Origin of the sequence: Nocardia sp. BMG111209 (assembly GCF_000381925.1) — a bacterium.
Taxonomy (GTDB): domain Bacteria; phylum Actinomycetota; class Actinomycetes; order Mycobacteriales; family Mycobacteriaceae; genus Nocardia.
Map to the genome: position 1 here is coordinate 61,979 of NZ_KB907307.1, position 25,679 is coordinate 87,657.

Annotated in this window: 24 protein-coding genes; 14 read left to right on the plus strand and 10 right to left on the minus strand. The window is 69.9% G+C overall.

From position 1 onward, the window contains the following. The first annotated feature begins 394 nt into the window (after positions 1-394). Together G361_RS0100225 and G361_RS0100230 are read left to right on the plus strand one after the other, a co-directional pair. Positions 395-2,383 carry a helix-turn-helix transcriptional regulator gene (locus tag G361_RS0100225; RefSeq protein WP_019925019.1) on the plus strand — a complete coding sequence of 663 codons (1,989 nt, stop codon included), beginning with the start codon at positions 395-397 and terminating at the stop codon, positions 2,381-2,383. Continuing rightward, positions 2,380-3,147: a thioesterase II family protein gene (locus G361_RS0100230; protein WP_019925020.1), complete on the plus strand. Its 768-nt coding sequence runs from the start codon at positions 2,380-2,382 to the stop codon at positions 3,145-3,147. The genes G361_RS0100225 and G361_RS0100230 overlap by 4 nt, the downstream gene beginning before the upstream one ends. Before the next feature lie 53 nt (positions 3,148-3,200). Here G361_RS0100230 and G361_RS0100235 read toward each other — a convergent pair whose 3' ends face one another. Next, entirely contained in the window at positions 3,201-4,964 is a 1,764-nt protein-coding gene (locus tag G361_RS0100235) for a bifunctional diguanylate cyclase/phosphodiesterase (protein ID WP_019925021.1), read from the minus strand. Between the two features lie 114 nt (positions 4,965-5,078). Here G361_RS0100235 and G361_RS0100240 point away from each other — a divergent pair, with 114 nt between their 5' ends. The 4 genes from G361_RS0100240 to G361_RS0100260 all read left to right on the plus strand — a co-directional run bounded on the left by G361_RS0100240 (position 5,079) and on the right by G361_RS0100260 (position 7,838). After that, positions 5,079-5,888 (plus strand): SAM-dependent methyltransferase, encoded by an 810-nt coding sequence (locus tag G361_RS0100240; protein WP_026342539.1) that lies wholly within the window; start codon positions 5,079-5,081, stop codon positions 5,886-5,888. 127 nt (positions 5,889-6,015) lie between these two features. After that, on the plus strand, positions 6,016-6,438 hold the full coding sequence (locus G361_RS46525; protein ID WP_019925023.1) for a protease inhibitor I42 family protein: 423 nt from the start codon (positions 6,016-6,018) through the stop codon (positions 6,436-6,438). 191 nt (positions 6,439-6,629) lie between these two features. After that, a complete protein-coding gene (locus G361_RS0100255; RefSeq protein ID WP_052172605.1) occupies positions 6,630-7,226 on the plus strand; it encodes a L,D-transpeptidase in 597 nt (198 codons plus the stop codon). A 66-nt stretch (positions 7,227-7,292) separates the two neighbouring features. Further along, positions 7,293-7,838, plus strand: a complete 546-nt coding sequence (locus G361_RS0100260) for a TIGR03086 family metal-binding protein (protein WP_019925025.1) — start codon at positions 7,293-7,295, stop codon at positions 7,836-7,838. Between the two features lie 12 nt (positions 7,839-7,850). Here G361_RS0100260 and G361_RS47955 read toward each other — a convergent pair whose 3' ends face one another. From G361_RS47955 to zwf, 7 genes are all read right to left on the minus strand, one after another. After that, positions 7,851-8,018, minus strand: a complete 168-nt coding sequence (locus G361_RS47955; RefSeq protein ID WP_019925026.1) for an alpha/beta fold hydrolase — start codon at positions 8,016-8,018, stop codon at positions 7,851-7,853. A 170-nt stretch (positions 8,019-8,188) separates the two neighbouring features. Then, positions 8,189-9,892 carry a hypothetical protein gene (locus G361_RS0100270; RefSeq protein WP_019925027.1) on the minus strand — a complete coding sequence of 568 codons (1,704 nt, stop codon included), beginning with the start codon at positions 9,890-9,892 and terminating at the stop codon, positions 8,189-8,191. A gap of 11 nt (positions 9,893-9,903) precedes the next feature. Further along, positions 9,904-10,605, minus strand: coding sequence for a cysteine hydrolase family protein (locus tag G361_RS0100275; protein WP_019925028.1), 702 nt, complete (start codon positions 10,603-10,605; stop codon positions 9,904-9,906). Beyond that, complete coding sequence (locus G361_RS0100280) at positions 10,602-11,990, minus strand: allophanate hydrolase (protein ID WP_019925029.1); 1,389 nt, start codon at positions 11,988-11,990, stop codon at positions 10,602-10,604. The genes G361_RS0100275 and G361_RS0100280 overlap by 4 nt, the downstream gene beginning before the upstream one ends. Positions 11,991-12,046: 56 nt before the next feature. Further along, the gene (locus G361_RS0100285) at positions 12,047-12,712 is read right to left on the minus strand and encodes a GntR family transcriptional regulator (protein ID WP_036494053.1); all 666 of its coding nucleotides are present in this window, start codon (positions 12,710-12,712) and stop codon (positions 12,047-12,049) included. Positions 12,713-12,736: 24 nt separating this feature from the next. Further along, the gene (mraY, locus tag G361_RS0100290; RefSeq protein ID WP_019925031.1) at positions 12,737-13,813 is read right to left on the minus strand and encodes a phospho-N-acetylmuramoyl-pentapeptide-transferase; all 1,077 of its coding nucleotides are present in this window, start codon (positions 13,811-13,813) and stop codon (positions 12,737-12,739) included. A gap of 192 nt (positions 13,814-14,005) precedes the next feature. Next, positions 14,006-15,484 (minus strand): glucose-6-phosphate dehydrogenase, encoded by a 1,479-nt coding sequence (zwf, locus tag G361_RS0100295; RefSeq protein ID WP_019925032.1) that lies wholly within the window; start codon positions 15,482-15,484, stop codon positions 14,006-14,008. 175 nt (positions 15,485-15,659) lie between these two features. Here zwf and G361_RS0100300 point away from each other — a divergent pair, with 175 nt between their 5' ends. Continuing rightward, positions 15,660-16,835, plus strand: coding sequence for an ROK family protein (locus G361_RS0100300; RefSeq protein WP_019925033.1), 1,176 nt, complete (start codon positions 15,660-15,662; stop codon positions 16,833-16,835). A 7-nt stretch (positions 16,836-16,842) separates the two neighbouring features. Here the strand turns inward: G361_RS0100300 and G361_RS0100305 are convergent, their stop codons facing one another. After that, positions 16,843-18,357 carry a class I adenylate-forming enzyme family protein gene (locus G361_RS0100305; protein ID WP_019925034.1) on the minus strand — a complete coding sequence of 505 codons (1,515 nt, stop codon included), beginning with the start codon at positions 18,355-18,357 and terminating at the stop codon, positions 16,843-16,845. 96 nt (positions 18,358-18,453) lie between these two features. On the opposite strand from G361_RS0100305, the gene G361_RS0100310 reads away from it, so the two are divergent. The 3 genes from G361_RS0100310 to G361_RS0100320 all read left to right on the plus strand — a co-directional run bounded on the left by G361_RS0100310 (position 18,454) and on the right by G361_RS0100320 (position 20,569). Further along, on the plus strand, positions 18,454-19,128 hold the full coding sequence (locus G361_RS0100310; RefSeq protein WP_231386744.1) for a TetR/AcrR family transcriptional regulator: 675 nt from the start codon (positions 18,454-18,456) through the stop codon (positions 19,126-19,128). Between the two features lie 90 nt (positions 19,129-19,218). After that, positions 19,219-19,542, plus strand: coding sequence for a putative quinol monooxygenase (locus G361_RS0100315; protein WP_019925036.1), 324 nt, complete (start codon positions 19,219-19,221; stop codon positions 19,540-19,542). 25 nt (positions 19,543-19,567) lie between these two features. Then, positions 19,568-20,569 carry an NADP-dependent oxidoreductase gene (locus G361_RS0100320; RefSeq protein ID WP_019925037.1) on the plus strand — a complete coding sequence of 334 codons (1,002 nt, stop codon included), beginning with the start codon at positions 19,568-19,570 and terminating at the stop codon, positions 20,567-20,569. 104 nt (positions 20,570-20,673) lie between these two features. Here G361_RS0100320 and G361_RS0100325 read toward each other — a convergent pair whose 3' ends face one another. Then, positions 20,674-21,600 carry an alpha/beta fold hydrolase gene (locus tag G361_RS0100325; RefSeq protein WP_019925038.1) on the minus strand — a complete coding sequence of 309 codons (927 nt, stop codon included), beginning with the start codon at positions 21,598-21,600 and terminating at the stop codon, positions 20,674-20,676. A 98-nt stretch (positions 21,601-21,698) separates the two neighbouring features. On the opposite strand from G361_RS0100325, the gene G361_RS0100330 reads away from it, so the two are divergent. The 4 genes from G361_RS0100330 to G361_RS0100345 all read left to right on the plus strand — a co-directional run bounded on the left by G361_RS0100330 (position 21,699) and on the right by G361_RS0100345 (position 25,568). Continuing rightward, positions 21,699-23,318, plus strand: a complete 1,620-nt coding sequence (locus G361_RS0100330; RefSeq protein ID WP_019925039.1) for a hypothetical protein — start codon at positions 21,699-21,701, stop codon at positions 23,316-23,318. A gap of 94 nt (positions 23,319-23,412) precedes the next feature. Then, positions 23,413-23,823, plus strand: coding sequence for a FixH family protein (locus G361_RS41660; protein WP_196814380.1), 411 nt, complete (start codon positions 23,413-23,415; stop codon positions 23,821-23,823). A 45-nt stretch (positions 23,824-23,868) separates the two neighbouring features. After that, entirely contained in the window at positions 23,869-25,014 is a 1,146-nt protein-coding gene (locus G361_RS0100340) for a hypothetical protein (protein ID WP_019925041.1), read from the plus strand. Further along, positions 25,014-25,568: a hypothetical protein gene (locus G361_RS0100345; protein WP_019925042.1), complete on the plus strand. Its 555-nt coding sequence runs from the start codon at positions 25,014-25,016 to the stop codon at positions 25,566-25,568. The genes G361_RS0100340 and G361_RS0100345 overlap by 1 nt, the downstream gene beginning before the upstream one ends. The last annotated feature ends 111 nt before the right edge of the window (positions 25,569-25,679 follow it).

Here is a 25,679-nt window from a genome sequence, read left to right on the forward strand (position 1 = left end):
CACAATTCGGAAAAATTACGGACTTCCGCCCGGGTCTTGTTTCGGCTGAACCGATCGATGATATGTCACGACCATGTTTCGCCGGATCTGCCGCGTTCGGTCCGGGTGGATTTTTGCAGGCTGCCCCGTCGCTTCCGTAAACGCATCGTCCGGTTTGTGCGATTAGTATCTGCAAGCGGCGGACGACGAAGTCGCCCTTAGGTATCCGATGCCGGCCGCGTCAGTTGGCCGGTCGGCTGTGTACGGGGCGGGGGTTATGCCCATGGAACCTGTTGGACAAAATTCGGATTCGGATCGGAGGCCGGAACATACCGGTGGTACGGTCGGTGTTCCACAACGAGCGTGGTCGCAAACGTCGGCCCTCCTGTATTTACGTAGCGGTGGCGCGGCCCGGATGCGGGTCGCACAATTGCTGGCCGTGCTCGACGCACCCACATCGCTGTGGATCCTGGCCCGAATACTGGATGCGGACCGCGCGGCGGTGCGGGCGATCATCGGCGAACTCACCGCATCGAAATTGGTCGCCTACAGCCAGTTCCGGCATCGTGACATCCGGGACGCGGTGCTGCGCGAGATGCCGATCGCGCTGCGGCGGCGGCTGCACCAGCGCAGTGCCGAGGTGTTGTACGACTGTTCGGCGCCGGCCACCCAGGTTGCCGACCATCTGATCGGCGGTGCGGAGGTCCGGGTGTCGTGGGCGGTGTCGGTACTGCGCAACGCGGCGCGGCACGCGATCGCCGACGACGACACCGCCAGTGCCATCGAATATCTCGAACTGGCCTGCCGGGTGGCCGACAACGACGCCGATCGCGGCGTGATGCTGGTGCACCTGGCGGTGATCCGCTGGCGGCTGAGCCCGTCGACGTCGACGCGCAGCTTCGCCCGCCTGGTGACGATGGTGCACAGCGGTGCGATGCCCGCCTCGGGATTGGCCATGACGGCGCGCTATCTGCTGTACTCCGGTCGCGTGGAGGACGCGACCCGGGCCGTGCAGCTGCTCGACGACGCCGCGCTCACCACCGAGCCACTGGCCATGGTCAATCGGGCCACGCTGCATCAGTGGCTGCGCTGGTTCTATCCCGGCCTGGCCCCCGCGACCACCACCGAGCCGGACATCCGGACCGGTTCCGCCGATCAGGATCGGATGCTGCGCCGATGCGGCTGGTACGAGTCCGACACGGCCGTGATGGGACTGCTGTCGGACGTGTTCACCCACGGCGCGTGCGACCATGCCATCGCGCGGTCCCAGCGGTTGCTGCGGGCGCACCGGCTCGACGACACCACGGTGTGCGCGTTGCTGACCGCACTGGATGTACTGGTGTACGCCGACCGGCTGGAATCGGCTGCGTCGTGGTGCGATTCGCTCATGCTCGAGGCCAGTGCCCGGCAGGCCCCGGCCTGGCAGGCGATCTTCGGGATCTGGCGATCGGCGATGTATCTGCGCTCCGGCGCGGTCGAGGACGCCATCGGGCACGCGGTCACCGCCCTGAGCCGGGTGCGTGGCGACAGCCTGGGCACGTACGGCGGGCTGGCGATGGCCTGCCTGATCGAGTCGGCGACCACCGCGGGCAGGCTGCGGGAGGCGGCCACCTATCTGGAAACCGAAGTGCCCGAGACCGTTCGGGTGTCCCGGGTCGGTCTGCATCACCTGCGCGCGCGTGGCCGGTATCGGCTGGCGGTCGGCGACCTCGACGGCGCCCGTGCGGATTTCCTGACCTGTGGCGAGCGGATGCGTGACTGGCACATGGACATTCCCGGCCTGATCGCCTGGCGCAACGACCTGGCCGAGGTCGACCTGGCCGCCGGCGACCTGTCCGGCGCTCGGCACTGGGCCGCCGAGCACCTGTCGTGGATCCGCAGTGCCGCAAAACATTCCAGCGGAGGGGTGTCGTTGCGGCTGATCGCGGCCACCAGTTCGCCCGCGCAACGGGTCGCACTGCTGCGAAAGTCGGTGCACATCGCGGCATCCGGTGCTCAGCTACTCGAAACCGCCACGGCCCTGGCCGATCTGGCGGACGCCTATCACCTGGTCGGTGAGCGGGACCGCGGCCGGACGGCGGCCCGCCGAGCCCTGCGGCTGGCCGAACAGTGCGGTGCCGAGCCGCTGCGGCGCCGGCTGGCCGGATCGCGGACGACGGTGCTGCACACGGTCTCGGTCAACGAGACTCCGCGTGAGGCGCTGAGCCCGTCCGAGCTGAAGGTGGCCCGCCTGGCCGCCGACGGCTGCCGCAACCGGGAGATCGCGCGCGAACTCCACATCACCACGAGCACCGTCGAACAGCATCTCACGCGCGTCTACCGCAAGCTCGGGGTGACCCGTCGCGCCGGGCTGGCCGCGGCGCTCGTCGACGAGCCCGACACCCGGCAGACGGAGGCGGTGTGATCTCGGCGCCGTGGCTGCGGCGGCTGCCACCGGGCGACGGGTCGGCCCCCGCCCGCCTGATCTGCTTTCCGCACGCGGGTGGCGCCGCGACCGCCTTCCTGCCGCTGGCCCGGCTGCTGGCACCGCGGGTGGATGTCGTGGGCGTGCAGAATCCCGGGCGGCAGGAGCGGTACGCCGAACCGCGCCTCGAGTCGATCGAGGCGCTCGCCGACGGTGTGCTACCCAGCGTCCGCGCGGCGATCGATCGGCCGACCGTGTTGTTCGGGCACAGCATGGGCGCGGTCCAGGCGTTCGAGGTGGTACGTCGCCTGGAGCGTGAAGGATCTTCCGTCGCAGCACTTTTCGTCTCGTCCCGGCGAGCGGCCGGCCACTGGCGAGCCGAGACGGTCCATCGGCGCCCGGATGCCGGCCTGGTGTCCGAGCTACGGTTGCTGGGTGGTACGGACGGCCGGATCTTCGAGGACGAGGAACTGGCCCGGATGTATCTGCCGGTGGTCCGCAGCGACTACACGGCGGTGGAGACCTATCGGTGCGAACCGGGCGTCCGGGTGGGTTGCCCGATCGTCGCGGTGACCGGCGACCGCGACCCGCGGGTGCCGGTCACCGAGGTGCGGGAATGGGCCGGGCACACCGCGGCCGAATTCCGGGCACACGTCTTCACGGGCGGGCACTTCTATCTGACCGACCACGCGGCGGCGGTCGCGGCCCTGGCGGAGGAGGTGCTGACCGCGGCCGGATCCGGAATCGGCTTCCCGGACAGATAGTTTCGGGCCCGGCCACCGACCTCACCGGGTCGGTGGCCGGGCCCGCCACCGTCTCAGTCGGCCGCCGCGGCCGCGATGGCCAGCTGTTCGGTCGCCAGGTCGGCCGCCATCGGGCGCTGGAAGAACCACCCCTGCGCGGTGTCACAACCCAATTCGAGCAGTCGATCGGCCTGGTGCCGGGTCTCCACGCATTCGGCCGTGACCGTGAGGCCCAGCCCGTGGCACAGGTCGATGATCGCCTCCAGGATCAGCAGATCGTTGCGACCGGCGCTGCCCGCGGTGCGGATGCGCTGGACGAACGGCCCGGCCAGCTTCACCACGTGCAACGGCAGCCGGCCCAGATAGGCGAGATTCGAGTAACCGGTGCCGAAATCGTCGATCGCGATCCGGACCCCGCTGTCGGCGAGGACGCGCAGCGCCTGCAGCGGCCGGCCGGTGGTGTGCATGAAGGTGCGCTCGGTGAGCTCCAGCTGCAATCGCTGCGGCGCGATACCGGTGTCGGTGATCAACTGCTGAACCCGCGGCAGCCAGGCGCGGTCCTCCACCTCGGCGGCGGATACGTTCACGCTCACCACCGGTGCGGCCGTACCCAACTGCTCGTGCCAGCGCCGTGCCTGCCGGCAGGCCATCGTCAGCACCTCGGAGCCCAGCGCGCCGATGTGGCCGGAATCCTCCGCCGGATCGATGAACCGGCCCGGCGGGAGCACCCCCAGATCCGGATGATGCCATCGCACCAGCGCTTCCACGGCCACCGGGACCGCCTGGCGATTGGCGAGGGTGACGATCGGCTGATATTCGAGGAAGAACTCGCCGCGGGCCACCGCGCCCGGCAGCGCCGAGACGAGATCGAGGCGGGTGTGCTCGCGCTGATGCCGGTCGGCGTCGTAGACGGCCCAGCGGCCGCGACCCTCGGCCTTGGCCCAGTACAGCGCGGTATCGGCGTTCTGCAGCAACTCCTCGGGGCTGATGAGCCCGGCGCGTTCGCCGTATACGCCGATCCCGGCGGTCACGGTCAGCCGCTGCCCGTGCACCTCGAACGGTTCGGCCAGTACCCGCAGCACGGTGTCGGCCAGCTCGGCGAGGTCGGCGGGGCCGCCCGCCCGCGGGACCAGGATCACGAATTCGTCGCCGCCGATGCGGGCGGCCAACCGGCCCGCCACCGCCAGCTCGGCGAATCGGAGGGCCACCTGGGCGAGCAATTCGTCGCCGACGGCGTGGCCGAAGGTCTCGTTGACCGATTCGAGCCCGTCGAGGTCGATGTAGCAGAGGCCGACGCGGGCCTCGGGATCGGCGAAAGCGGTGGCGAGCGCGTCGAAGAACCGGGACCGGTTCGGCAGTTTGGTCAGCGGATCGTGGTGCGCGTGGAACCGCATGCGCGCCTCGCTGTCGCGCAGGCGTTGCTCGGCCGCGCGCCGGGCCGCGATCTCGGCGGCCCGCACGCTCTCCTGCTCGGCCAGCAGCCAGGCGCGGAATGCCCGCACATAGCCCGTCCCGAAGGCGCCCAGTACGGCGGCGGCCTCCAACCCCCGCGTGGCGAAGTGCGCCGCCAGCGTGGCGACGCTGAGTCCCAGCACCTCGTCGCCGACGAAACGGGCCTGCGCGAACTCGGCGCCGATCGCGGCGGCGGCCTGCGAATCGCCCTGGCGCGCGGCGGTATCCAGACCGGTCGCGAGGCGTGTGAGCAGCTGCGTCACCTCGGCCGGACTCAGCGCGACGACATGGTCGCGCGCACCACCGGCCAGCGCCGCCGCCCAGCGGCGCGCCAGCTCGGCAGTGTCGCCGGCATCCGTGCCGACCGAGCCGCCGTCCCACGCCATGGACCGATCGTAGCCGGATCGTTACGCGTGTGCTAACTGCAGGATGGTAAGTAATCCTCGAATACGATTGCCCTGCTTCGGCTTCCGCCGGATCAGGTTGTCAGAGAGGTTGGAATGACCAGACCCAGTTGGGCACCGGAAGGCATCGACCTGGACCGTCCCAGCGCTTCCCGAGTCTACGATTATTTCGTCGGTGGTATGCACAACTTCGAGATAGATCGTGCACTCGCCCGCCGGATCGAGGCGTTCACACCGAATGTCGCCCACACCATGCGCGCCAATCGGGAGTTGCTACGCCGGATCGTGCGGTATCTGGTCGAGGACGCCAACGTCACCCAATTCCTGGATCTCGGATCCGGGATCCCGACCGTCGGCAATGTGCACGAGGTCGCGCAGGCGCGCAATCCCGAGGTGAACGTCGTCTACGTCGATATCGATCCGGTGGCGGTCGCGCACAGTCGCGCGCTGCTGGAAGGTGATTCGCGCACGGCGGTGGTGCACGCCGACGCCGCCGACCCGGACGGTGTGCTCGCCGATCCGCTGGTGACCGGCCTGCTGGATTTCGATCGGCCGATCGCGGTCCTGATGATGGGCGTGCTGCACTTCCTGCCCGACGCCGCCGATCCGGCCGGCGCCGTGGCCCGGCTGCAGGAGGCCGTGGTGCCGGGCAGCTATCTGGCGATCAGCCACGCCACCGCCGACGGCCAGCCCGAGGAAGTGCTGGCGGCGCAACGATTGTCGGACCGCACCGCCACGGAGATCGTGCTGCGCTCCAAGGAGGAGATCGGCGGCTATTTCCACAATTGGACGCTGCTGGAGCCGGGTCTGGTCCATCTGCCGTTGTGGCGGCCGGAGCACGGCGACGACGTGGGAACGGCGCCGGCGGATTCCGGCGCCTTCGGCGGTCTGGCCCGGAAACGGTGATGATCACCGTAACCGGTGTCGCCGAAGGCTTTTCACGCAACGGGTGGACGCCGGGCCGGGGTGCGACTGTATGGTGTGCACGCTGTCTCGCGTAATCGGAAGGATTGTGGTGCGTACACCTTTGCTGATGGTTGTGTTCGGTCTGGCGGTCGCCGCCGGGGGTGCGGGCGCGGTGGCGGTCGCCGACGCGGCGCCGGTGATCCATGCCGCGCCGATCGCGGAGCCGCTGATGGTGGGCTCCGACGACGACGGGCACGCCGTGACCATGACCGTCGGGCAGGAACTGGCGGTCGCCCTCCCGGACAACCCGTCGACCGGATACCGTTGGCAGCTCGGCGATCTCGACCAGAACGTGCTGCGGGTCGACGGCGATCCGCAGACGCGCGCGAATCCGGCCGGCGGTTTCGTGCCGGGCGGTCCGGACCAGGCGGTGTGGACCTTCGCCGCCGAGTCGCCCGGCACCACCACGCTGACCCTCGTGTCGGCGCGGCCGTGGGAACAGAGCGCGCCGAGCGGGCCGCGGTATTCCCTGACGGTCACCGTCAAGTAGCGAATCGAGCGCGGCCGGGACGCATATATCACGAATAGACGCCCATATCGTCGATTTCGTCCCATTCGTCCCGGCCATCACTCGAGAATCTGACCAGCAGCAGCTGCGGAAGTCCCTCACAGCGTTTGTCCTCGACACTCGGCCGAATACTCGGCCGGGCTGTCCGGGCATGGACAGAGAGGTCGGATTTCATGAACAGCATGCGTTCGCTGGCCGGGTTCGCCGGGCCGGCAGTTCTGGCCGGGGTGATGGCGGCCGCGATCCTGGGCGGGACCGTCGCCCGGGCCGATCCGTTGTGGCCCGGTGGCCCGGACATTCCCGGTGTGCCCGCGCTGATCCCGGGCCCGGCGCCGGAGCCGGGACCACCGGGTGATCCGGAGGGGCCGATGCCGCCGCCACCGCCACCGCCGCCCTGGTTCGGCGGCCCGCCGGCCGCGGTCACCGCACCCTGCTCCCCGGTGGCCCGGGGCTGTATGCGGTTGTCCACGAACGAGGCGTGGCTGATGGACAACGGCCGGGTCACCTTCGGGCCCACCCCGATCTCCCACGGGCGGCCGGGCTACGAGACGCCGCCCGGATCGTTCCCGGTGGCGTTCAAGAAGGAATACCACTGGAGCACGATGCACAACGCCGAGATGTTGTACGCGATCTTCTTCAACGGGGATATCGCGACGCATATCGGCCCGATCGAGGAGCAGTCGCACGGCTGCATCCGTATGACCCCCGACGGCGCCCAGGCCTTCTTCGACTATCTGAACCCGGGCGACATCATCGAGGTCGTGCCCTGAGCCCGACCGGCCGGTAACGTCCGCCGGGGTTGGCGGGCGCGTGCCGGCCGTGCCAGGTTGGCCGGTATGGACGTGATCGACATGCATCGGCGGGCGGCCGACCAGTTCGGCGCTCACGTCGAGCGGGTCGGCGCCGGCCAGTGGGAACTGCCGACGCCGTGCACGGAATGGGATGTGCGCGCGCTGGTCGACCACGTCGTCGCCAATCATCGCCGGATGGCCGGACTGTTGCACGGCCGCCCGTTCGAGGCCCTCGACGAGGAACCGGACCGGTCGTGGACGGCGGTGGCGGCGGCGGTGCGGTCCGGGTTCACACTGCCCGGTGCGCTCGATCGGACCGCGCCGTCGCCGTTCGGCGGTGACGGGCCGATCACCGGCCTGATCTTCATCCTCACCGCCGATCTCACCACGCACACCTGGGATCTGACGCGGGCGACGGGCGCGGACGAGACGCTGGACGCCGAACTGGTGGCCGCGCTGTTGCCGGGTATCGAACGGGCGCAGCCGGTCATGACGGCCAGCGGCAAGTTCGCGCCGCCGGTGCCGGTGCCGGACGCGGCGGGCCCGCAGCAGCGCCTGCTCGGGCTGCTCGGGCGCCGCATGCGGCCGTAAACCGGTGCGGGATCAGCTGTTCAGGAATTCGAGCAGTTCGCGCGCGACGATCGCCGGCTGTTCCTCGGGCAGGAAATGGCCGCATTCGGGCAGGGCACGGCCGGTGACGTCGTCGGCGTAGGCGCGCCAGATATCCAGTGTGGGAAGCGATCCCAATAGCCCGGCGGCGCCCGGGTTCATGTGGTCAGAAGATAGTCCCGATGCGCTACGCCACCGCGCGCGGGCCGTGCGGGTGATCGGCGACGGCGCTCGGCGACGGCCCGACAGCAGCCCGGCGCCTGTCCGGTACACCACCGGGGCACGGCTCGCGCGTAGCGAGCCGTGCCCCGGAGTCGTCACCGCGGTATCGGTCAGGCGGGGGAGGCCGCGGGCTCCGTGGTTGTCGTGGACTCGGCGGTTGCCGCGGGTTCGGCGGATTCCGCCGAAGCTGCGGATTCCGCTGGGACCACCGGCTTCTCGGCGTCCGGCAGACTGTCGGCCGGAGGCTCGGGCGCCGAGCCGGCGGGTGTGCGGACCGAGGGCAACAGGGTGCAGCCCAGGCAGATCAGCGCGAGGAACAGGTAGCCCAGCGCGACCTTCGGGGCGGCGGCCCAGGCCACCTCCGTGGCGTGGATGAGCCCGACCCAGCACAGCACCGCGCCGATTCCGGCCGCGATCGCCGCCGGGACGAATCGCTTGTCCAGGATGAAGGTCACGATCGCGCCGAGTACCAGACCCGCCAGCACACCGCCGTTGCCGAGGATCTTCAGGCCGTCGTAGACCACACCGGCCTGGCCCAGCGCCGACATGCCGACCTTGTCGGCGGTGGTGCCCGCCGCGGCGAGCGCGTTGTCGATCTGCCCGGTCGCCCATTCGGCGAGGTTGGGCAGCAGCGCCGCGACCACCGCGACCGCGTGTATCTTCGGCACCGCCTGGAACGCCTGGGCGCCGATCAGCAGGCCGATGTAGAGCAGGATCGGGACGATCGCCGGATTCGGCAGCACGGTGGCGAGCAGGCCGAACAGGCCCAGCAGGCACATCAGGCCGATCACCACGCCGCTGGCCAGCGAGTAGCCGGTACGCCCGCCCGCATCCTTCCAGCCGGGGTGGCCGATGTAGACCGCCGGCGGGAACGGGGAACCGAAGGCGGAGCCGACGATCGCGCCGAAGCCGTCGGCCAGCAGCACGCTGCGCAGGTTGTAGCTGTCGCCCGCGGCCGCCGCGCTCTCGACGTTGCTCATCGCCTCGGTGAAGTTGTAGACACCCAGCGGAATCGCGGTCGCCAGCAGCGGCGAGAGGTTGGCCAGGCCGTCACCGAGCAGATGCAACCGCAGCGTCGGCAGGCCCACCGCGATGTCGTGCGCGGCCTTGGTCACCTCCGGTACCGACATGTAGCCGCCGATCCAGCCGATCGCCGTGCCGACCAGCAACGCCACCAGGCCGATCGGTACGTTGCCGGGCAGCTTCACATCGGTGAAGAAACCGATGAGCAGGATCGCCAGGACCGGCAGGCCGATCCAGGCCGCATCCCAGATCTGGGCCGCCGGTCGCATGGCGATGAAGGTGATCGAGATACCGGCCAGCGTGCCGAGCATCGCCGCGCGCGGGGTGACCCGGCGGATGTACGGCCCGACCAGCGCGCCGATCATCACGATCACGCCGATCATGAACGCCCACGCCAGACCCGCCGACCAGGCCTTCATCGGGTCGCCGGTCTTCAGGAAGATCGGCAGCATGACCACGAAGACCACGATGAACATGTGCGGCACGCTGGGCCCGTACGGCAGTGCCGTCACCGTGGTCCGCCCCTCACGACGGGCCAGGCGGCGAGCCAGCAGCATGTAGTACAGATTGCCCAGTACCAGCGCCACACCGAGCGCCGGCAACATGGTGCCGAGTACATCGTGGTTCGGGATCTTGACGACCGCGATCGACAGCGTGGTGAGGGTCAGGACGTTCACCAGGATGTTGAACGAGAGACCGAAGAACGCGTTGGTGTCGCCGCGGGTCCACCACGGAAGTGGCAGGCGGGCAAGGGGAGTGGGACTTTCGGATAATGTCGTGTCGACGGACATCGGAGTTCCTGTCATCGGGCCGGGGTGCTGCCGGCGGCGGTGGGGGTGAGTGCGGTGACGACCGCGGCCGAGTCGGCGACCCAGCCGAAGATGCCGCCCTGGGCGGCGATCATGTCCAGCCCGACGCGCTGGAATTCCGGGAAATACGAACCGACGCAATCGGAGACGACCAGGCAGCGGTAACCCCGGTCGTTGGCCTCCCGCACCGTCGTGTGCACGCACACCTCGGTGGTGACCCCGGTGACGAGCAGGGTCTCGATCCCCTTGCGCCCCAGCACCTCCGACAGCTCGGTGGCGTAGAAGGCGCCCTTGCCGGGTTTGTCGATCACCACCTCGCCGGCCACCGGCGCGAGTTCGTCGACGATGTCGTGGCCGTACTCACCGCGGATCAGGATCCGCCCGAACCGGCCCGGATCGCCGATCCGCTGGGAAGGGTTGCCGCGCAACAGCTTCGCGGGTGGGCAGTCGGAGAGGTCGGGCAGATGTCCCTCCCGGGTGTGGATCACCGGGACGTCGGCCGCGCGGGCCGCCGCGATCAGGGCCGCCAGTGGTTCGACCACCGCCTGCAACAGCGCGACGTCGTTGCCGAGACTCTCGCCGAAGCCGCCGGGGAGCAGGAAGTCGCGCTGCATATCGATCACCAGCAGCGCGACGGTGCCGGGATCGAAGGTGAACGCGGTGGGCCGCGCGGGTACGGAATGTGGTGCGGTCATCGGTTTTCCTTCTGTACGAGCCGGATGTTGCCGCGCGCCTGCACCGTGCGCGGCTCGTCGAGAATCCGGGCGGCCACCGCGAGCACCAGATCGTCGGCGAGTGCGGGTCCGAGGACCATCGCCGACGCCGGTCGGCCGTCCGAGGTGGTACCCACCGGCACCGCGATCGCGGTGAGGTCCAGCAGGTTTCCGAAATGGGTGTAGTGGCCCAGGATCGTGTTGGTCGCGATCGGGTCGGCGAGCACCTGGTCGACGGTGAAGGTGGTGCCGATCGTGGGCATCACGATCACGTCGACCTCGGCCCACATCCGGGCCACCACCGACCGCAGCCGCTGCAGCTCCTGCTGGGCGCGGAACACCTCGATCGCGTCGAAACCGTAACCGGTGGAGAGGATCTCGCGGATCACCGGCAGCACCGAGTCCGGATGCGTGGTGAGGAAGGAATCGAACTCCACCAGCCGCTCGGCCACCCACGGACCGGCGTAGAGCAGTTCACCGGCCGCCAGCAACGGCGCCGAGCCGATCGGCACCTCGTCGAAGCCCAACCGCCCCAGCCGATTCCGGAAGGCGGAGTGCGCGACCCGCATCGGCGCGTCGCCGAAGAAGTCCAGCTCCGCCTCCGGCGGCAGGCCCACCCGGATCGTGCCGCCGCCGAACCGCGGCCCGCGCGGGCGGCTCCACGGATCGTCGGGATCCTCGGCGGCGATCACCTCGAAAACCCGGTCCAGATCGTCGATCCGGGTCGCCATCAGGGTCATGCAGTCCAGCGATCGGCAGGCCGGTACCAGGCCGACGGTGCTGATCAGCCCGCGCGACGGCTTCCAGCCGACGATGCCGTTCAGCGCCGCGGGCACCCGCCCGGAGCCCGCGGTGTCGGTGGCGACGCAGAACGGCACCTCGCCGAGGGCGACCGCCAGCGCCGAGCCGGAACTCGACCCGCCGGAGATCATGTTGCCGCCGAATACGCTGCGGGGCACGGTATACGGCGTGCGGGTGCCGTTGAGGCCGGTGGCGAACTGGTCCAGATTGGTCTTGCCGACGAACAGCGCGCCCGCGTCCAGCAGCCGCTGCACCGCGGGCGCGGTCTCGGTGGCCGTATAGGCGAAGTCGGGGCAGGCGAGGGTGGTCGGCCGGCCCGCGACGTCGATGCTGTCCTTGACGCCGAACGGCACGCCGTACAGCGGCAGCGTCCGCGCGCCGGGCCGCCGCTCGATCTCGGCGGCGGCAGCCAGGAGTTCGTCGCGGGGCACCGGGGTGATCCAGGTGCCGTCGTCGCCACGCGCCGCGATGGCGTCCGCGACCCGCGCGGCGGTCTTCGTCGGTGAGCCGCTGCCACTTTCGTGCGAGGCGAGGATCTCCGCCACGCTGGGGCCCGAATTCTGCATCTGTCGATTGTCGACAGAATGTGTGAAGGCGAAAGGTTTGCCGTGTATCGGCCTTGTTAGATTTCCAGGTCCAGATAGACCAGTTCGCCGTGCCGCTGCAACGCCTCGTAGGCCACCGCCGGATCGTTGCGCTCCAGCGCGGCGAGCAGTTCCGTATGGCGTCGAATCCCGTTGTAATGAGACGTCTTCCGGGCCTCTTCGCGGATATTGCGGGCCATCGGCAACTGGAGCTTCAGCAGGATGGGCTCGTAGGCGAGGTCGAGTTGCCGGTTGCCCGCGAGCGCCACGATCGCGGTGTGGAAGCGGCGATGGGCCTCGTCGCGCTCGAACGCGTCACCGCGTTCGTCGGCGGCCCGCATCCCGCCGAGGGCCACGCGCACCGCGGCCAGCGGATCACCCTCCGCCGGAAGGGGAAAGGCGCGCTCGATCGCGTGCCGCTCCAGGACCCGCCGCAATTCGAACAGTTGCAGCACATCCGTCGGCGACCACACCGCCACCCGGAACCCGCGCCGGGGCAGATGTTCGATCAGCCCTTCCTGGGCCAGCAGCCGCAACGCCTCCCGCACCGGCGCCCGGCTGGTTCCGAGGCTGGCGCAGAGGGTTTCCTCCACGATCCGCGCCCCCGGCTCGAACTCGCCGCTGAGTATCGCGGACCGCACGTGCCGCGTCGTCATCTCGACCAGGCTCGGCGGTAGTACCGCCACGTCCGTCCGCAACCTCATGAGACGAGTGTACGAACGCCATGATCAGCGGCGCTGTCCGAAGTATTCCGCGAAGAACAGCGCCAGCCCGGTGGCGGCGGCGATTCCGGCCATGACCCAGAACCGGACCACCACGGTCGATTCCGGCCATTTGCTCAGTTCGAAGTGGTGATGGAAGGGCGCCATCTTGAACAACCGGCTGCGGGTGGTGCGGAAAACCACCACCTGCAACAGCACCGACAGTGCCTCCGCGACCAGGACCGCGCCGATGACGACCGCCAGCAGTTCGGTGTGGGTGGTGATCGACAGGGCCGCGAACAACCCCCCGAGGGCCTGGGAACCGACGCCGCCCATCAGGATGCGCGCGGGAGCCGCGTTCCACCACAGGAATCCGGCGCAGGCCGCCGCGGCCGCCGCGCTGATCAGCGCCAGATCGAGCGGATCGCGCACGTGGTAGCAGCCGGGGCAGGGCATGGTCTCGCAGGCCTTGTCGTACTGCCAGTAGGTGATCACCACGTACGCGCCGAGGGCGAAAACCATGGTGCCCGTGGCCAATCCGTCGAGACCGTCGGTGATCGCGACGGCGCCCGTCCAGGCCGTCACCAGGAAGCAGACCCCGATCAGGAACGCCACCAGGCCCACCGACACCGTGGGAATGTCACGGGCATAGGAGATGTGGCGGGTGCCGGGGGTCATATCGTCGGTGCCGGGGAAGCGCAGCGCCAGATACCCGAACACGAGGGCGGCGACGATCTGCGCGGCGGCCTTGCCCAATCCGGTGAGCCCGAGATTGCGCCGCTTGCGGATCTTGATGTAGTCGTCGAGCAATCCGACCGCGCCCAGCGCGGTGGCCAGCACCAGCACCAGCAGTCCGGTCGCCGACGGACCGGGCACGTTCAGCCGCGACACCACCAGGTGCGCGCACAGGTACCCGGCCCAGATCCCGGCGACGATCGCGATCCCGCCCATGGTGGGGGTGTCGAGTTCGGTGTGCCGGCGAGATGCCGCGCCCGCGGGCACGCGGTGGGCGAGCTGCCGATGGGTGAACACGACGACGAGGGTGCGGGTCACCGCCATCGACACCACGACCGCGATTGCCGCCGCGAACAGGATCTGCCGCATCGCCTCATTACCACCGAGCTGTACCGGCCGCCCACGACGGCCGTCCCGCGCATATGCGCTCGGGTCAGCGTAACGGGCCGTGCGCCGGGGTGCGAATCCCGCGAGCGGGAATCGTGCCGGGAAAGCGGCTCCGGGCCAGCCGGTTTCGGCCCGGGGTGCGGCGAATCCGTGGCGATCGGCCGGATTTCCGGCTCACGCCCAGCTGCGGCCGTCGCGTCCGAGGAGATCGGCCGCGGCCGCGGGGCCGGTGGTACCGGCGGCGTATTGCACTGGCGGACAGTCGGATTCGGACCAGGCGGCGAGGATCGGCTCGACCCAGGACCAGGCGGCCTCGACCTCGTCGCGGCGCATGAACAGGGTCGGATCGCCGCGCAGCACATCGCCGAGCAGTCGCGCGTACGCGCCGGGGGATCGGGGCCCGGCATCGCCGGCGGCGTCCAGCCGCAACGACATCGGCTGCAGCCGGAGCTCACCGGGGCCGGGTTGCTTGCCGGCCAGGTGCAGTTCCACGCTCTCGTCCGGATGCAGCCGCAGCACAAGCCGATTCGGCGGCAGCGCGGACGCCGCCACGCCGGGGAAGATCGAATGCGGTACGCCGCGCAGCTGTACGACGATCTCGGCCGCGTGCCGATCCAGGCGTTTACCGGTGCGCAGGTAGAACGGCACCCCGGCCCAGCGCCAGTTGCGGACCTCGGCCCGGCAGGCGACGAAAGTCTCGGTGTCGCTGGGCCTTCCGCCGAGCTCGTCGGTGTAGCCGGGGACCGGGCGGTCGCCGATGACGCCCGCGGTGTACTGGCCGCGCACGGTCGCGCGCCCCACCGCGGCGCCGGTCAGCGGCGCGAGCGCGCGCAGCACCTCGAGTTTGCGATCGCGCACCGCCTCCGGATCCAGCCGGATCGGTGGTTCCATCGCGACCAGGCACAGCAGTTGCAGCAGATGGTTCTGCAACATGTCGCGCGCGGTGCCGGAGTCGTCGTAGTAGCCGACCCGCCCACCGACACCGAGGGATTCGCTGACGGTGATCTGCACGTGGTCGATCGAACCGGAATTCCACAGCGGCTCGAACAGGGCATTGGCGAAGCGCAGCACCAGCAGGTTCTGCACGGTCTCCTTGCCGAGATAGTGGTCGATGCGGAAGATCCGATCCTCGGTGAACGCCGTGCCGACCTCGTCGTTGATCCGGCGCGCGGAGGCGAGATCGTGTCCTATCGGCTTCTCCAGCACCACGCGCGCACCGGGATCGATCAACCCCCAGCGGCGCAGATTCCTGCAGATCGGGCCGAACAGGTCGGGCGTGCAGGCGAGGTAGAACACCCGGGTGCGGCCCGCGTGGGCCAGCGCGACCACCAGATCGCGCCAGGCCTGTTCCTCGGTGGTGAACCGGCCGCCGACGTCGAGGGTGATGTGGTGCAGCCGCCGGACGAACGCCGCGATCGCCCCGGGGTCGGCGGTGCCGGGCGGCAGCGCGTGCCCCAGCTCGCCGGAGATCTTCACCCGGTAGCCGACGTCCTCCAGCCCGGCGCGCGACACCGCGATGATGCGAGTGCCGCGCGGCAGCAGGCCGTCCCGATCACGGAGGTACAGCGCGGGTAACAACTTGCGGAGGGCGAGATCACCGGTGCCGCCGAATACGACGATGTCGCAGGGGCCGATCCGAGACGAGGCCGACATCGCGGACTCCTTCGAATTAAACGTGTGATCGAACACATAAACACTAGACACCCTTTGGTCCATCAGCAAGCCAACTTAGGTCCGGTAAAGACCTAACTACCCGCTAAGGTGTCCTGAACACGCCGGATACAGTGGTGAACGAGGTTGCGCGAGTTCGCGCCGGGAAGGGATTGCGATGGGTCGGCCGATGGTCACGCCCGGGGTCTCGGTGGGCGATGTCCTGGAGCTGATCCGCGACCGCGCCGTCGTGACCCGTTCCGACCTGCGGCGTCTCACCGGTCTGTCCCGCACGGCGGTGACCCTGCGGGTGGAGCAACTGCTGGGCCACGGCCTGGTCACCGAGCGCGCCGACGGCGGCTCCACGGGCGGCCGTCCGCCGTCGCGTCTGGCGTTCAACCCGGATTCCGGTGTGGTGTACGCGGTATCGCTGGGCGCGGGCCGATCACAGGTCGCGGTCTGCGATCTCGCGGGCGCGGTGCTGGCCGAATCCGAATTCGCCACTGTCGGAAGGACGGAGGAGGTGCTCGTCACCGCCGCCGGGCAGCTCGACGTGCTCCAGACCGCGGTGCCCGGCGCTCGCCCGGTCTACGGGGTGGGTGTCGGCGTCCCGTCCGCGGTCGACGTGGCCACCGGGCACAGCATGAGCCTGAGCACCGGACCGGGCCGCGGCGATATCGCGGTGGCCGAATTCTTCACCGACCGGTTCGGGGTGCCGGTGCGCGTCGACAGCGATGTGAACGTGCTGGCCCTCGCCGAACAGACCCGGCATCCCGAGATCCGGGATCTGTTGCTGCTCAAGGCGTCCACCGGTATCGGCGCGGGCATCATCGCCGGCGGCCGGTTGCAGCGCGGCGCGTGGGGCGGCGCGGGCGAGATCGGCCACATCAAGGTCGCGGGCGCCGCGGACCGGCAGTGCGGCTGCGGCGATCGCGGCTGCCTGGAGACCGTCGCCGCCGGCTGGGCACTGCTGAGAGAGCTTGCCGACCAAGGCAAACCGGTCGCGGGCCTACCGGGACTGATGGAGCTGGTGCGAGCGGGCGATCCGGACGCGGTGCGGTTGGTGCGCGAGGCGGGCCGTCGCATCGGTGAGGTGGTCGCGGCGGCGGTGAATTTGCTCAATCCCGCGGTGATCGTGGTGCGCGGCGACCTGTCGCATGCCGCCGAACCCCTGGTCGCCGGTCTGCGCGAGCGGATCTACCAGCAGTCCTCGGCCCTGGCCACCCGCTCGCTGCGCATCGAGCCCGGCAGCGCCGACGCCCCGACCGGCGTACAGGCCTGTGCCGCAATGATTCTCGATCAGGTGCTGGCGCCGCATTCGGTGAACGCCCGCCTCGGCGGGATCCCGGTGTGAGCCGGATTCAGTCGCGATGCGCCACGTTCACGAAAATCGAACTGTCCAGGGCGTTCTTGAGGATCTTCCCGGACGGGCCCTTGGGCAGCTGATCCAGGACCGCGAACAGCCGCGGCACCTTGTAGGCGGACAGCTGTTGTTTGGTCCACTCGCGCAACGCATCCGGATCGAAGGTGGCGCCGGGGCGCAGGGTCAGCGCGGCGGCCACCTCCTCGCCGTAGTGTTCGTCGGGCACGCCGACCACGGTCGCCTCGACGATGTCGGGGTGCCGGTACAGCACCTCCTCCACCTCCAGCGGATAGACGTTGTAGCCGCCGTGGATGATCATCTCCTTCACCCGCCCGGCGATGTGCAGATCGCCGTCGCTGTCGAAGAATCCGAGATCGCCGGTGCGTAACCAGCCGTCGCGCAGGACCTCCGCGGTCGCCTCCGGCCGGTTCCAGTACCCCTTCGTCACCACCGGCCCGCGCAGGAAGATCTCCCCGGTCTCGCCGGCCGGTAGCCCGGCGCCGTCGAAATCGCGGATCACGATCTCGATCCCGGGCAGCGGACGGCCCACCGATCCGGCCTTCGCCGGCCGATCCGGGGGCTGATACGTTGCGGCGCTGGTGGTCTCGGTGAGGCCGTAACCCTCGCTGATGGCGCAGCCGAACCGTTCCCGGAACGCGCGCAACACCTCTCCGGGCAGCGACGCGCCGCCGGAGGAGGCCTGGCGCAATCCGGCGAAATCGGCCGGATCGATCTCGTCGGCGGCGGCGCGCAACATCGCGTTCCACATGGTCGGCACGCCGGTGATGAAGGTGAGCCGGTCGCGGCCGATCATGGCCAGCATCCGTTCCGGGTCGAAGCGCGACAACAGCGACAGGCTGCCGCCGGCGCGCATCGTGGTGCCCAGTACGCACGCCTGACCGTAGACGTGGAACAGCGGCAGCGCGGTGCCGCTGCGGTCGTCGGCGGTGATGTCGAAGACGGTGCGGAAGGCGTCCGCGCAGGCGAGGAAGTTGCCGTGGGTCAGCTGGGCCCCCTTGGGGCGGCCGGTGGTGCCCGAGGTGTAGATGATGGTCGCGGTGTCGTCGTCGGCGGTGGGATGCGGCCGGACCGGCTCGGGCGCCGGCGGCAGGCCCGCCAGATCCGGCTGCAACGCGCGATAGGGGACGCCGAGCGCCGCGGCGACCTGCTCCGGCGCGGGCGTGACGGTGTGCCAGCCGAGGACGGCGGCCACGCCGGTGTCGCGCGCGAGGTATTCGAGCTCCGGGGCCGGGGACATCGTGTTCGCGGTGACCGCGATCGCGCCCGCAGCGTGGATGCCGTAGTACCCGGCGGCGAATTCCGGCACCGACGGCGCCACGAACAGCACCCGGTCGCCCGGCCCGATCCCGTCGGCCGTGAGCTGCGCGGTCACGGCGGCGACGCGGTCGCGCAGCCGCGCGTACGTCCAGCCGGTGCCGTCGTCGCCGCGCAGCGCGATCCGGTCCGGATCGCGGTCGGCATGCTCCCAGATGTCGGTGGCGGTGTTGGACATGCAGGTCACTGTACTCTCGAATATGACGCCAGGTTCAGAAGAATCTGAAAGGCACTGTGCGGCAGTGGAAATTGCCGGGAAGGGTACGGTGAGTGGGTGTCCCAACCTGCCGGCGGCGCCTCCGTGGAGAGCGCCGAGGAGTCCCGCCGCGTCCCGCCGCGCACACGCCGCGGCGTCCGAACACGTGCGGCCCTGGTCACCGCGGCACGTGAGGTGTTCGAACGCGACGGCTACCTCGACGCCAAGATCTCCGATATCGCCCGCGCCGCGAGTCTCGCGTCCGGGTCGTTCTACACCTACTTCGACGGCAAGGAGGAGATCTTCGCCGCCGTCCTGGAGCAGGTGCGGGACGAGATGCTGCACCCGCACATCCGCGAGCGGACCGGCGTCACCGATCCCATCGTGCTGATCGAGGCCGCCAACCGCGAGTATCTGCTCTCCTACAAGCGCAACGCCCGCCTGATGGGCGTGCTGGAACAGGTCGCCCAGGTCGACGAGAACTTCCGGCGGCTGCGCACCGAGCGGGCCGACGCCTTCGTGCGGCGCAACGCCCGGATGATCCGCACGCTGCAGGAGTCCGGGCAGGCCACGGCCGACCTGGATCCGCAGGTCACCGCGCTGGCGTTGTCGGTGATGGTGAGCCGGATGGCCTATTCGGTATTCGTGCAGAACCGGCGCATCTCGTTCGAGAAGTTGCTGACCACCCTCAACCAGCTCTGGGTGAACGCCTTGCAGCTGCAACCCGAGCCGGTCGCGCCGCGGCCTTCTTGACTTCGAATTCGGATTCGATGACGCTGGTGGGCGCGGCAGAGCCGGAACCGATCCCGGACTCCGGACTCGTTCCCCAGAAAAGGAGACAACATGTCGGAACCGGTCGTGGTGGTGGCGACTATCGTCGCGAAGCCCGGGCAGGAAGAGGTCGTCGAGAAGGCCGTGGCCGCCGCCCAGGCGTCGGTGCACACCGAGCCGGGCTGCCTGCTGTACGCGTTCCACCGCAACCTCGGCAAGCCCGGCCAGTACATCATGGTCGAGAAGTGGGAGTCGCAGGAGGCGCTCGGCGTGCACGGCAAGGCCCAGGCCCTGCGCGAACTGGGCGCCGCGCTGGCCGATGCGCTGGCCGCGCCGCTGGATGTGCAGGTCCTCGCGCCGGTGCCGGGTGGCGACGCCACTCTCGGCGCGCTCTGATCCGGTCCGCGGGAACAGGTTTCGCGTGACGAAGACGCAGCAGGTGCGCTTGGCGCGGCGGCCCGTCGGGCTGCCCGGCGCGGACACCTGGACCGTGACCACCGAGGAACTGCCCGAGCCCGGGCCCGGGCAGTTCCTGGTGAAGGTCGACTACATCTCCCTCGATCCGGCGATGCGCGGCTGGCTCAACGACGTGCGCTCGTATCTGCCGCCGGTCGGCCTGAACGAGGTGATGCGGTCGATGGACATCGCCACCGTGGTGGCGTCGTCGCATCCGGAGTACGCGGTGGGTGACACCGTCAGCGGCACGTTCGGGGTGACCGAGTACGCGCTCACCGACGGTACGGGCGTGCAGCGCGTGGACCTCGGTGTGGCCTCCGGCCCGACCTGGCTGGGTGCGCTCGGAATGCCCGGTATGACAGCGTATTTCGGGCTGCTCGAGGTGGGCCGGCTGCAACCGGGGGAGACCGTGCTGGTCTCCGCGGCCGCGGGTGCGGTCGGCAGCGTCGTCGGCCAGCTGGCGAAGGCCAAGGGCGCCACCGTGATCGGGATCGCCGGCGGCCCGGAGAAATGCCGGGTGCTGACCGAGGAATTCGGTTTCGACGCCGCGGTCGACTACCGCAACGAGAACGTGCTGCGCCGGGTGCGGGAGATCGCCCCCGGCGGTATCGACATCTACTTCGACAATGTCGGCGGTGACATCCTCGACGCCGCGCTGGCCAATATGCGCCGCGGTGCCCGGATTGTGCTCTGCGGTGCGATTTCCACGTACAACGCCGAGAAGTTGCCACCGGGGCCCAGTCGATACATGTCGCTGCTGGTGTTCCGCGCATCGATGACCGGATTCGTGGTCTTCGACTACGCCGATCGTTACGGTGAAGCGGTAGCCGAGATTTCGCGGCTACTCGCCGAGGGGAAGATCACGGCCCGCGAACAGGTGGTCACCGGCGGGGTCGCCGATTTCGGCGACACCCTCGGCATGCTTTTCCGTGGCGCAAATACCGGGAAACTCGTACTGGCGCTGTAAATTCCGCATCGGAGGTAGGCCCCGACCGCGCCCGGGGCCTGCCTCCGGTGCGGTTCCGCCTTTCGTCACCGGCGCGGTGCGCCTTTCGTTGCAGTCGCGGTGAATCAGTCCAGCCCGCGCAGGAATTCGAGCAGTGCGGCGGTGACCTCGTCCGGCCGTTCCTGCTGGATCCAGTGCCCGGCGCCCTCGAGGATCACCGCGCCCCGCAGCTCGGTCAGGATGGTCCGCAGCCTGGCCAGCGGCGTGAAACCGATGACCGGATCGGCCGATCCGGCGATGAACAGCGACGGGCAGTCGATCGTCGCGCCCGCCAGATCCTCGCTCAGCTCCCAGTTGCGATCCAGATTGCGGTAGTAGTTCAGCCCGCCGGTGAAGCCGGTCGCGGTGAAAGTCTCGATGTAGTAATCGGCTTCGGCCTCCGAGAGCCAGGCCGGCGGCGCGCCACCGGGTGCGGCCGTCAGATCGCGGGCATTGATCACCCCGTCCAGCAACAGGGTTCGCCGCACATCCGCGGCCAGCGCCGCGTCCGCGACCCCCGGCTCCTGGAACCAGACCATGTAGAACCCCTCGCCCAGCCGGGACCGGAAGATCCGCAGGGGAGCCACTTTCGAGCGCGGCGTGGCGGGCACACTGAGCCCGGCCACCGCCCGGACCCGCTCGGGGTACAGCAACGCGAACTGCCACACCACCGAGGCGCCCCAGTCGTGCCCGACGAAGACCGCGTCGTCGGCCCCCACGGCATCCAGCAGCCCCGCCAGATCCGCGCACAGCGTCGGCATGTCGTAATCCTCGATGCGCTCCGGCCGCGAGCTGCCACCGTAGCCGCGCATATCCGGTGCGAGCGTACGGAATCCGGCCTCCGCCAGTGCGAAAACCTGGTTGCGCCAAGAGAATCCGAGTTCCGGGAAGCCGTGGCAGAACACCACCAGCGGCCCGGAACCGTGTTCGACCAGCCGCAACTCGATACCGTTGGTGGCGATGTCGCGGCTGCCCAGTCGCAGCCAGTCGTCGACGATGCTTCGGGTCTCCACTGTTTCGTCACCTCGCGGGATCGACGGACTCCGTAGCCTCATTCAAACACGCCGCCGGGTGCCGGTTCGGCGCGCACCGCGTGGCTAGAATCGGCGCGGTGACTCCGTCCGGACGCGGCCGCCGGCTCGCGCTGATGTTCGCCGCCGTGGTGGCGGCGCTGTGGGCGGCCGGATCGGCGGCCGCGGACAGCGCGGGTACCGGCGGCGACGTCTCGGTCGCGCAGACCCTCGGCGATCGTGAGCTCACCGTCGTGCTGCGCCGGGTGACCTCCGTACCCGGCCCCTTGCGAGTCGATATCGTCACGCACGCAGGGGTTTCCGCGGGGCGGCTGGAATTGGCGGTCACTCCGGTCGGCGCGTCGGCCGCCGCCGTCACGCCCGCGCCCGGCGTCGCCACCGCGCACACGGCGGTGGACCTCGGCGGCGCGCCGGGCATGGTCTCCGCGACCGTCGCCGTGGACCGCGCGGGCCCCTGGGAGCTGGCCGTCGACGACGGCGCCCGGATCGCGCGCATCCCGTTCATCGTTCCCGCGCAGGTCACCTCGCCGCCGGAACGGCTGGTGTACTGGGGATTCCTGGCCGCCGGAGTGTTGCTGCCGGTCACCGTCCTGGTCGCGGTCCGCGCGCGCCGCACCGCGTGGGCGATGCTGCCCGGGGCCGGGATGGTCGCCGGGGTCTCGGTCGCCGTGACCGCGGCGGTGCTGTCGGCCGGGTTGCCGCTGCCACCGCAGCCCGGTCCGCAACTCGATCCCAGCGTCGACAACGTCACCCATCCGTATGCCCTGGGCCGGCCGCTCACCGCCGACTACTCCCGGCCGCCGGTGCTGCTCACCGTCCTCGGCGACCCACCCGCCGCCGGCGCACCCGGGGATCTGCGGCTGGCACTCGCCGACGCCGCCACCGGCGCGCCGGTCGACGATCTCGTCGTACACGACGCGGCGCTGATCCACCTGCTGATCGTCGGCCCCGGCGGCGAACTGTGGCATCTGCACCCGATCCGCACCGGACCGGGTCGCTACGAGGTCCGGCTCACCCCGCCGCAACCGGGACGCTACGCCGTCTCCGCCGAACTCGAGCGCCGCGGCGGCGGCATCCGAATGGTCCGTGCCGCAACGGGTCTGCTCGTACCCGGCCCCGCGACGCCGGCCGCCGCGCCGGGATCGACCGGGCCGGAAGTCGCCGGTACGCCGCCGATCCTGGGTGGTCCGACCCGGACGGCCCACGTCGCGGTGGCCGGTGGTCCGGTCACGATCACGATCACCGACGCGACCGCGGGCACCCCGATCACCGTCACCGCCACCGTCGGTGACACCCCGGACCTGCAACCCTGGCTGGGCATGGTCGGGCACATGATCCTCGCCGGTCCGCTGGCGGCCGACACCGATCTCGGCGCCGCCGTACAGCAGGCGCCGATCTGGGGGCACGCGCACTCGATGGGCGGTTCGGCGACTGCGTCGGACGGGATGGACATGCCGGGCATGGACCATTCGAAACCCGCTGTCTCCCCGATGGTTCCGTCGAACGGCAACGCGATGCTCATGGCGCCCGCGAACGGCGAGAGCGGTCCCGACGAGACGGTCGCGGCGTACGGCCCGGATGTGCCGTTCACCTTCGTCTTCCCGGTGGCCGGTCGCTACCGGGTGTGGATTCAGGTCGAGCGGCACTGGTCGGTGCTGACCGTGCCGTTCGTCCTCGATGTCGCCCGGGGGCGGCCATGATTGGTGTTCGGTGCGGCAAGGCGTTCGCCGGACCGCCTTCCGGTTCGAGAGGTCGATGATGAGTATCGCGGAATTCGTTCGTCGCGGAAAAGATTTGGATGTTCCGAGGTGGGCCCGTCTCGGCGCACCGGTGCTGGTCGCCGTGCTGGTGGTCGCCGGGCTGGTGTGGTGGCTGTGGCCACAGCCACCGGGACCCGTTGCGCTGCATGCCGGTACGCCGGAGCGGATCGCGACCGTGACCGTCGCGCGCCCCCGGCTCGGTTCCTCCGACGTGGACATCGCGCTGGCCGACCGGGACGGGAAAGCCGTGGAGGGGGCCGCGATTCGGGTCGATGCGGTGGAACCGCAGACGGGCTTCGCCGCCGCGCCGGTGAACACCACCGCGTCCGGCTCCGGCCGGTATCGCGCCGCCGGTGTGCCGTTCACCATGACCGGTCAATGGGAGTTGCGGCTGACCGTCGACAACACCGCACTGCTCGTCCTGCCGGTGTGGATCGGCGGCTGATATTCGGTGCCCGAGGCAGTTACGAGATGGAAGGAGTCGCCTTCGATGACCTCCGTACCGTTCGACGCGTCCGTCGGCCGGGCCGGTCCGGATACCCGGGTGGCGGGTGTGGCCGAGGCCCCGGCCGCCGCCGGCGCCTGGGTCGTGCTGCTCGGCACCGTCGTGACCGTGGTCGGCATCAGCTGGGACATCCAGTGGCACAACGAGGTCGGACCCGACACCTTCTTCACGCTGCCGCATCTGTTCCTGTACTCCGGCAGCGCGATCTCCGGATTCGCCGCCCTGGCGATGGTGATCCGCGCGACCGCGGCCCAGCGGGCCGGACATCCGGTGCCGTGGGCGGGCGGGGTGCCGATCCGGGTGTTCGGCAGCACGCTGACCGCGCCGCTGGGCTGTCTGGTGGCCGGTGCGGGGGCCGCGCTGTTCCTGTTGTACGGGCTGTTCGACCTGCGCTGGCATGCCATCTACGGTTTCGACGCGGTACTGAACACGCCCTCGCACGTGGCGCTGTTCCTGTCCATCTCCACGACGATGATCGGCAGCCTGATCGTCTTCGCGGCGCATCTCGGGAAGCTCTGGGGCCGAATCGGTTTCGTCGTCGCGCTGGTGATCCTGATGGCATTCGCGCCGGTGTCGGCGGACGCGCTGAACAATCTCGCGCTGCCCGTCAACGCCGTCGTCGCGGGTGCGGTGTTCTTCGCGCCGCTGCTGCTGATCGTCGGCTCGGTGGTGCTCGCGCGGCCGTGGGCGGCGATCTGGATCGCGGTCGCGATGGGTGTCCAGCAGGCGCTGCTGTGGTGGTTCTCGCCGTGGGCGGCGCACACCTACGCCGCCGCGATCGGCCTGCCGTTGCGCGACGGATTACCCCCGCGCCCACCGACTTTCCCGGCCATGATGCCGATGTTCCTGATCGTCTCGGCCCTGGTGATCGAGGCGCTGTACCGCCGCGCCCACCGCCGCGGCACGGATATCCGCAAGTGGCTGTTGGTCTTCGGCCCGGTGTGCGGCGTGATCACCGCGCTCGGGCTGGTATTGCAACGCACCCTGACCGATTCGCTTGCCCACACCGGCCTTTCGGCCACGCTGATCCTCGCGGCGCTCGGCCTGCCGCTGGGTCTGGTCGCCGGATTCCTCGGCGGCCGTTTCGCCGCCATGCTGCGCAGCACGGTCCTCACCGGATCGGAGGCCTGATGCGGGCCCCTCGATGGCTGCGCCGCACCGCGGCCACGCTCCTGGTTCTGGTGGTGCCGGCCCTGCTCACGGCAGGCCCCGCGAATGCCTACGCCCCGGTCGACATCGTGCACACCGAACGCGTCCAAGCGGGCCCGTACGCGCTCACCGTCGGCTTCTCCACCTGGCCGATCCGCGCGATGCGATCCCTGGACTTCACCTTCCTGCCCGACGGCGGCATCGAGGGCAAATCCGGCACCCTGAACATCCAGGGCCCGGCGGTCCGGAAAGGCCGCAAGGACACGAAACTGGTCCGCCACCCCCGCAAACGGGATTCCTGGGGCCTGGACGTCCGCTCGCTGGACGCCCCCGGTACCTACACCTTCACGTTCGCCCTGGACGGGCCGCAAGGCCACGGCACGGGCATCCTCACCGGCATCCAGGTTCTCGACCAGCCCGGCCCCCCGCTGCCCCTGAGCTGGCTGATCGGCACCCTCCCGCTCTGGGGCCTGCTGATCTTCCTGGCCGCCGCCTGGCGCCGCACCCACCCCGGCACCCGTCCCTTGACGGTCTGACGAACCCTGGCGGAAGTCCTTGTTCACCGGAGCGGTCGTCGATCGACCGCGCTCGTCGAACCACCGATCGGAAATGATTCGTTCGAATACGAAATATTTTCGAAATGGTCG

Excerpts from the sequence above, each read along its gene's own strand:
- G361_RS0100255 (WP_052172605.1), top strand. The coding sequence starts at position 6,630 with ATGAACAGCATGCGTTCGCTGGCCGGGTTCGCCGGGCCGGCAGTTCTG.
- G361_RS0100225 (WP_019925019.1), top strand. The coding sequence starts at position 395 with ATGCGGGTCGCACAATTGCTGGCCGTGCTCGACGCACCCACATCGCTG.
- G361_RS0100345 (WP_019925042.1), top strand. The coding sequence starts at position 25,014 with ATGCGGGCCCCTCGATGGCTGCGCCGCACCGCGGCCACGCTCCTGGTT.
- zwf (WP_019925032.1), bottom strand. The coding sequence starts at position 15,484 with ATGTCGGCCTCGTCTCGGATCGGCCCCTGCGACATCGTCGTATTCGGC.
- mraY (WP_019925031.1), bottom strand. The coding sequence starts at position 13,813 with ATGCGGCAGATCCTGTTCGCGGCGGCAATCGCGGTCGTGGTGTCGATG.
- G361_RS0100305 (WP_019925034.1), bottom strand. The coding sequence starts at position 18,357 with ATGTCCAACACCGCCACCGACATCTGGGAGCATGCCGACCGCGATCCG.
- G361_RS46525 (WP_019925023.1), top strand. The coding sequence starts at position 6,016 with ATGGTTGTGTTCGGTCTGGCGGTCGCCGCCGGGGGTGCGGGCGCGGTG.
- G361_RS0100285 (WP_036494053.1), bottom strand. The coding sequence starts at position 12,712 with ATGAGGTTGCGGACGGACGTGGCGGTACTACCGCCGAGCCTGGTCGAG.
- G361_RS0100275 (WP_019925028.1), bottom strand. The coding sequence starts at position 10,605 with ATGACCGCACCACATTCCGTACCCGCGCGGCCCACCGCGTTCACCTTC.
- G361_RS0100280 (WP_019925029.1), bottom strand. The coding sequence starts at position 11,990 with ATGCAGAATTCGGGCCCCAGCGTGGCGGAGATCCTCGCCTCGCACGAA.
- G361_RS0100300 (WP_019925033.1), top strand. The coding sequence starts at position 15,660 with ATGGGTCGGCCGATGGTCACGCCCGGGGTCTCGGTGGGCGATGTCCTG.
- G361_RS0100270 (WP_019925027.1), bottom strand. The coding sequence starts at position 9,892 with ATGTCCGTCGACACGACATTATCCGAAAGTCCCACTCCCCTTGCCCGC.
- G361_RS47955 (WP_019925026.1), bottom strand. The coding sequence starts at position 8,018 with ATGAACCCGGGCGCCGCCGGGCTATTGGGATCGCTTCCCACACTGGAT.
- G361_RS0100235 (WP_019925021.1), bottom strand. The coding sequence starts at position 4,964 with ATGGCGTGGGACGGCGGCTCGGTCGGCACGGATGCCGGCGACACTGCC.
- G361_RS0100315 (WP_019925036.1), top strand. The coding sequence starts at position 19,219 with ATGTCGGAACCGGTCGTGGTGGTGGCGACTATCGTCGCGAAGCCCGGG.
- G361_RS0100260 (WP_019925025.1), top strand. The coding sequence starts at position 7,293 with ATGGACGTGATCGACATGCATCGGCGGGCGGCCGACCAGTTCGGCGCT.
- G361_RS0100240 (WP_026342539.1), top strand. The coding sequence starts at position 5,079 with ATGACCAGACCCAGTTGGGCACCGGAAGGCATCGACCTGGACCGTCCC.
- G361_RS0100340 (WP_019925041.1), top strand. The coding sequence starts at position 23,869 with ATGACCTCCGTACCGTTCGACGCGTCCGTCGGCCGGGCCGGTCCGGAT.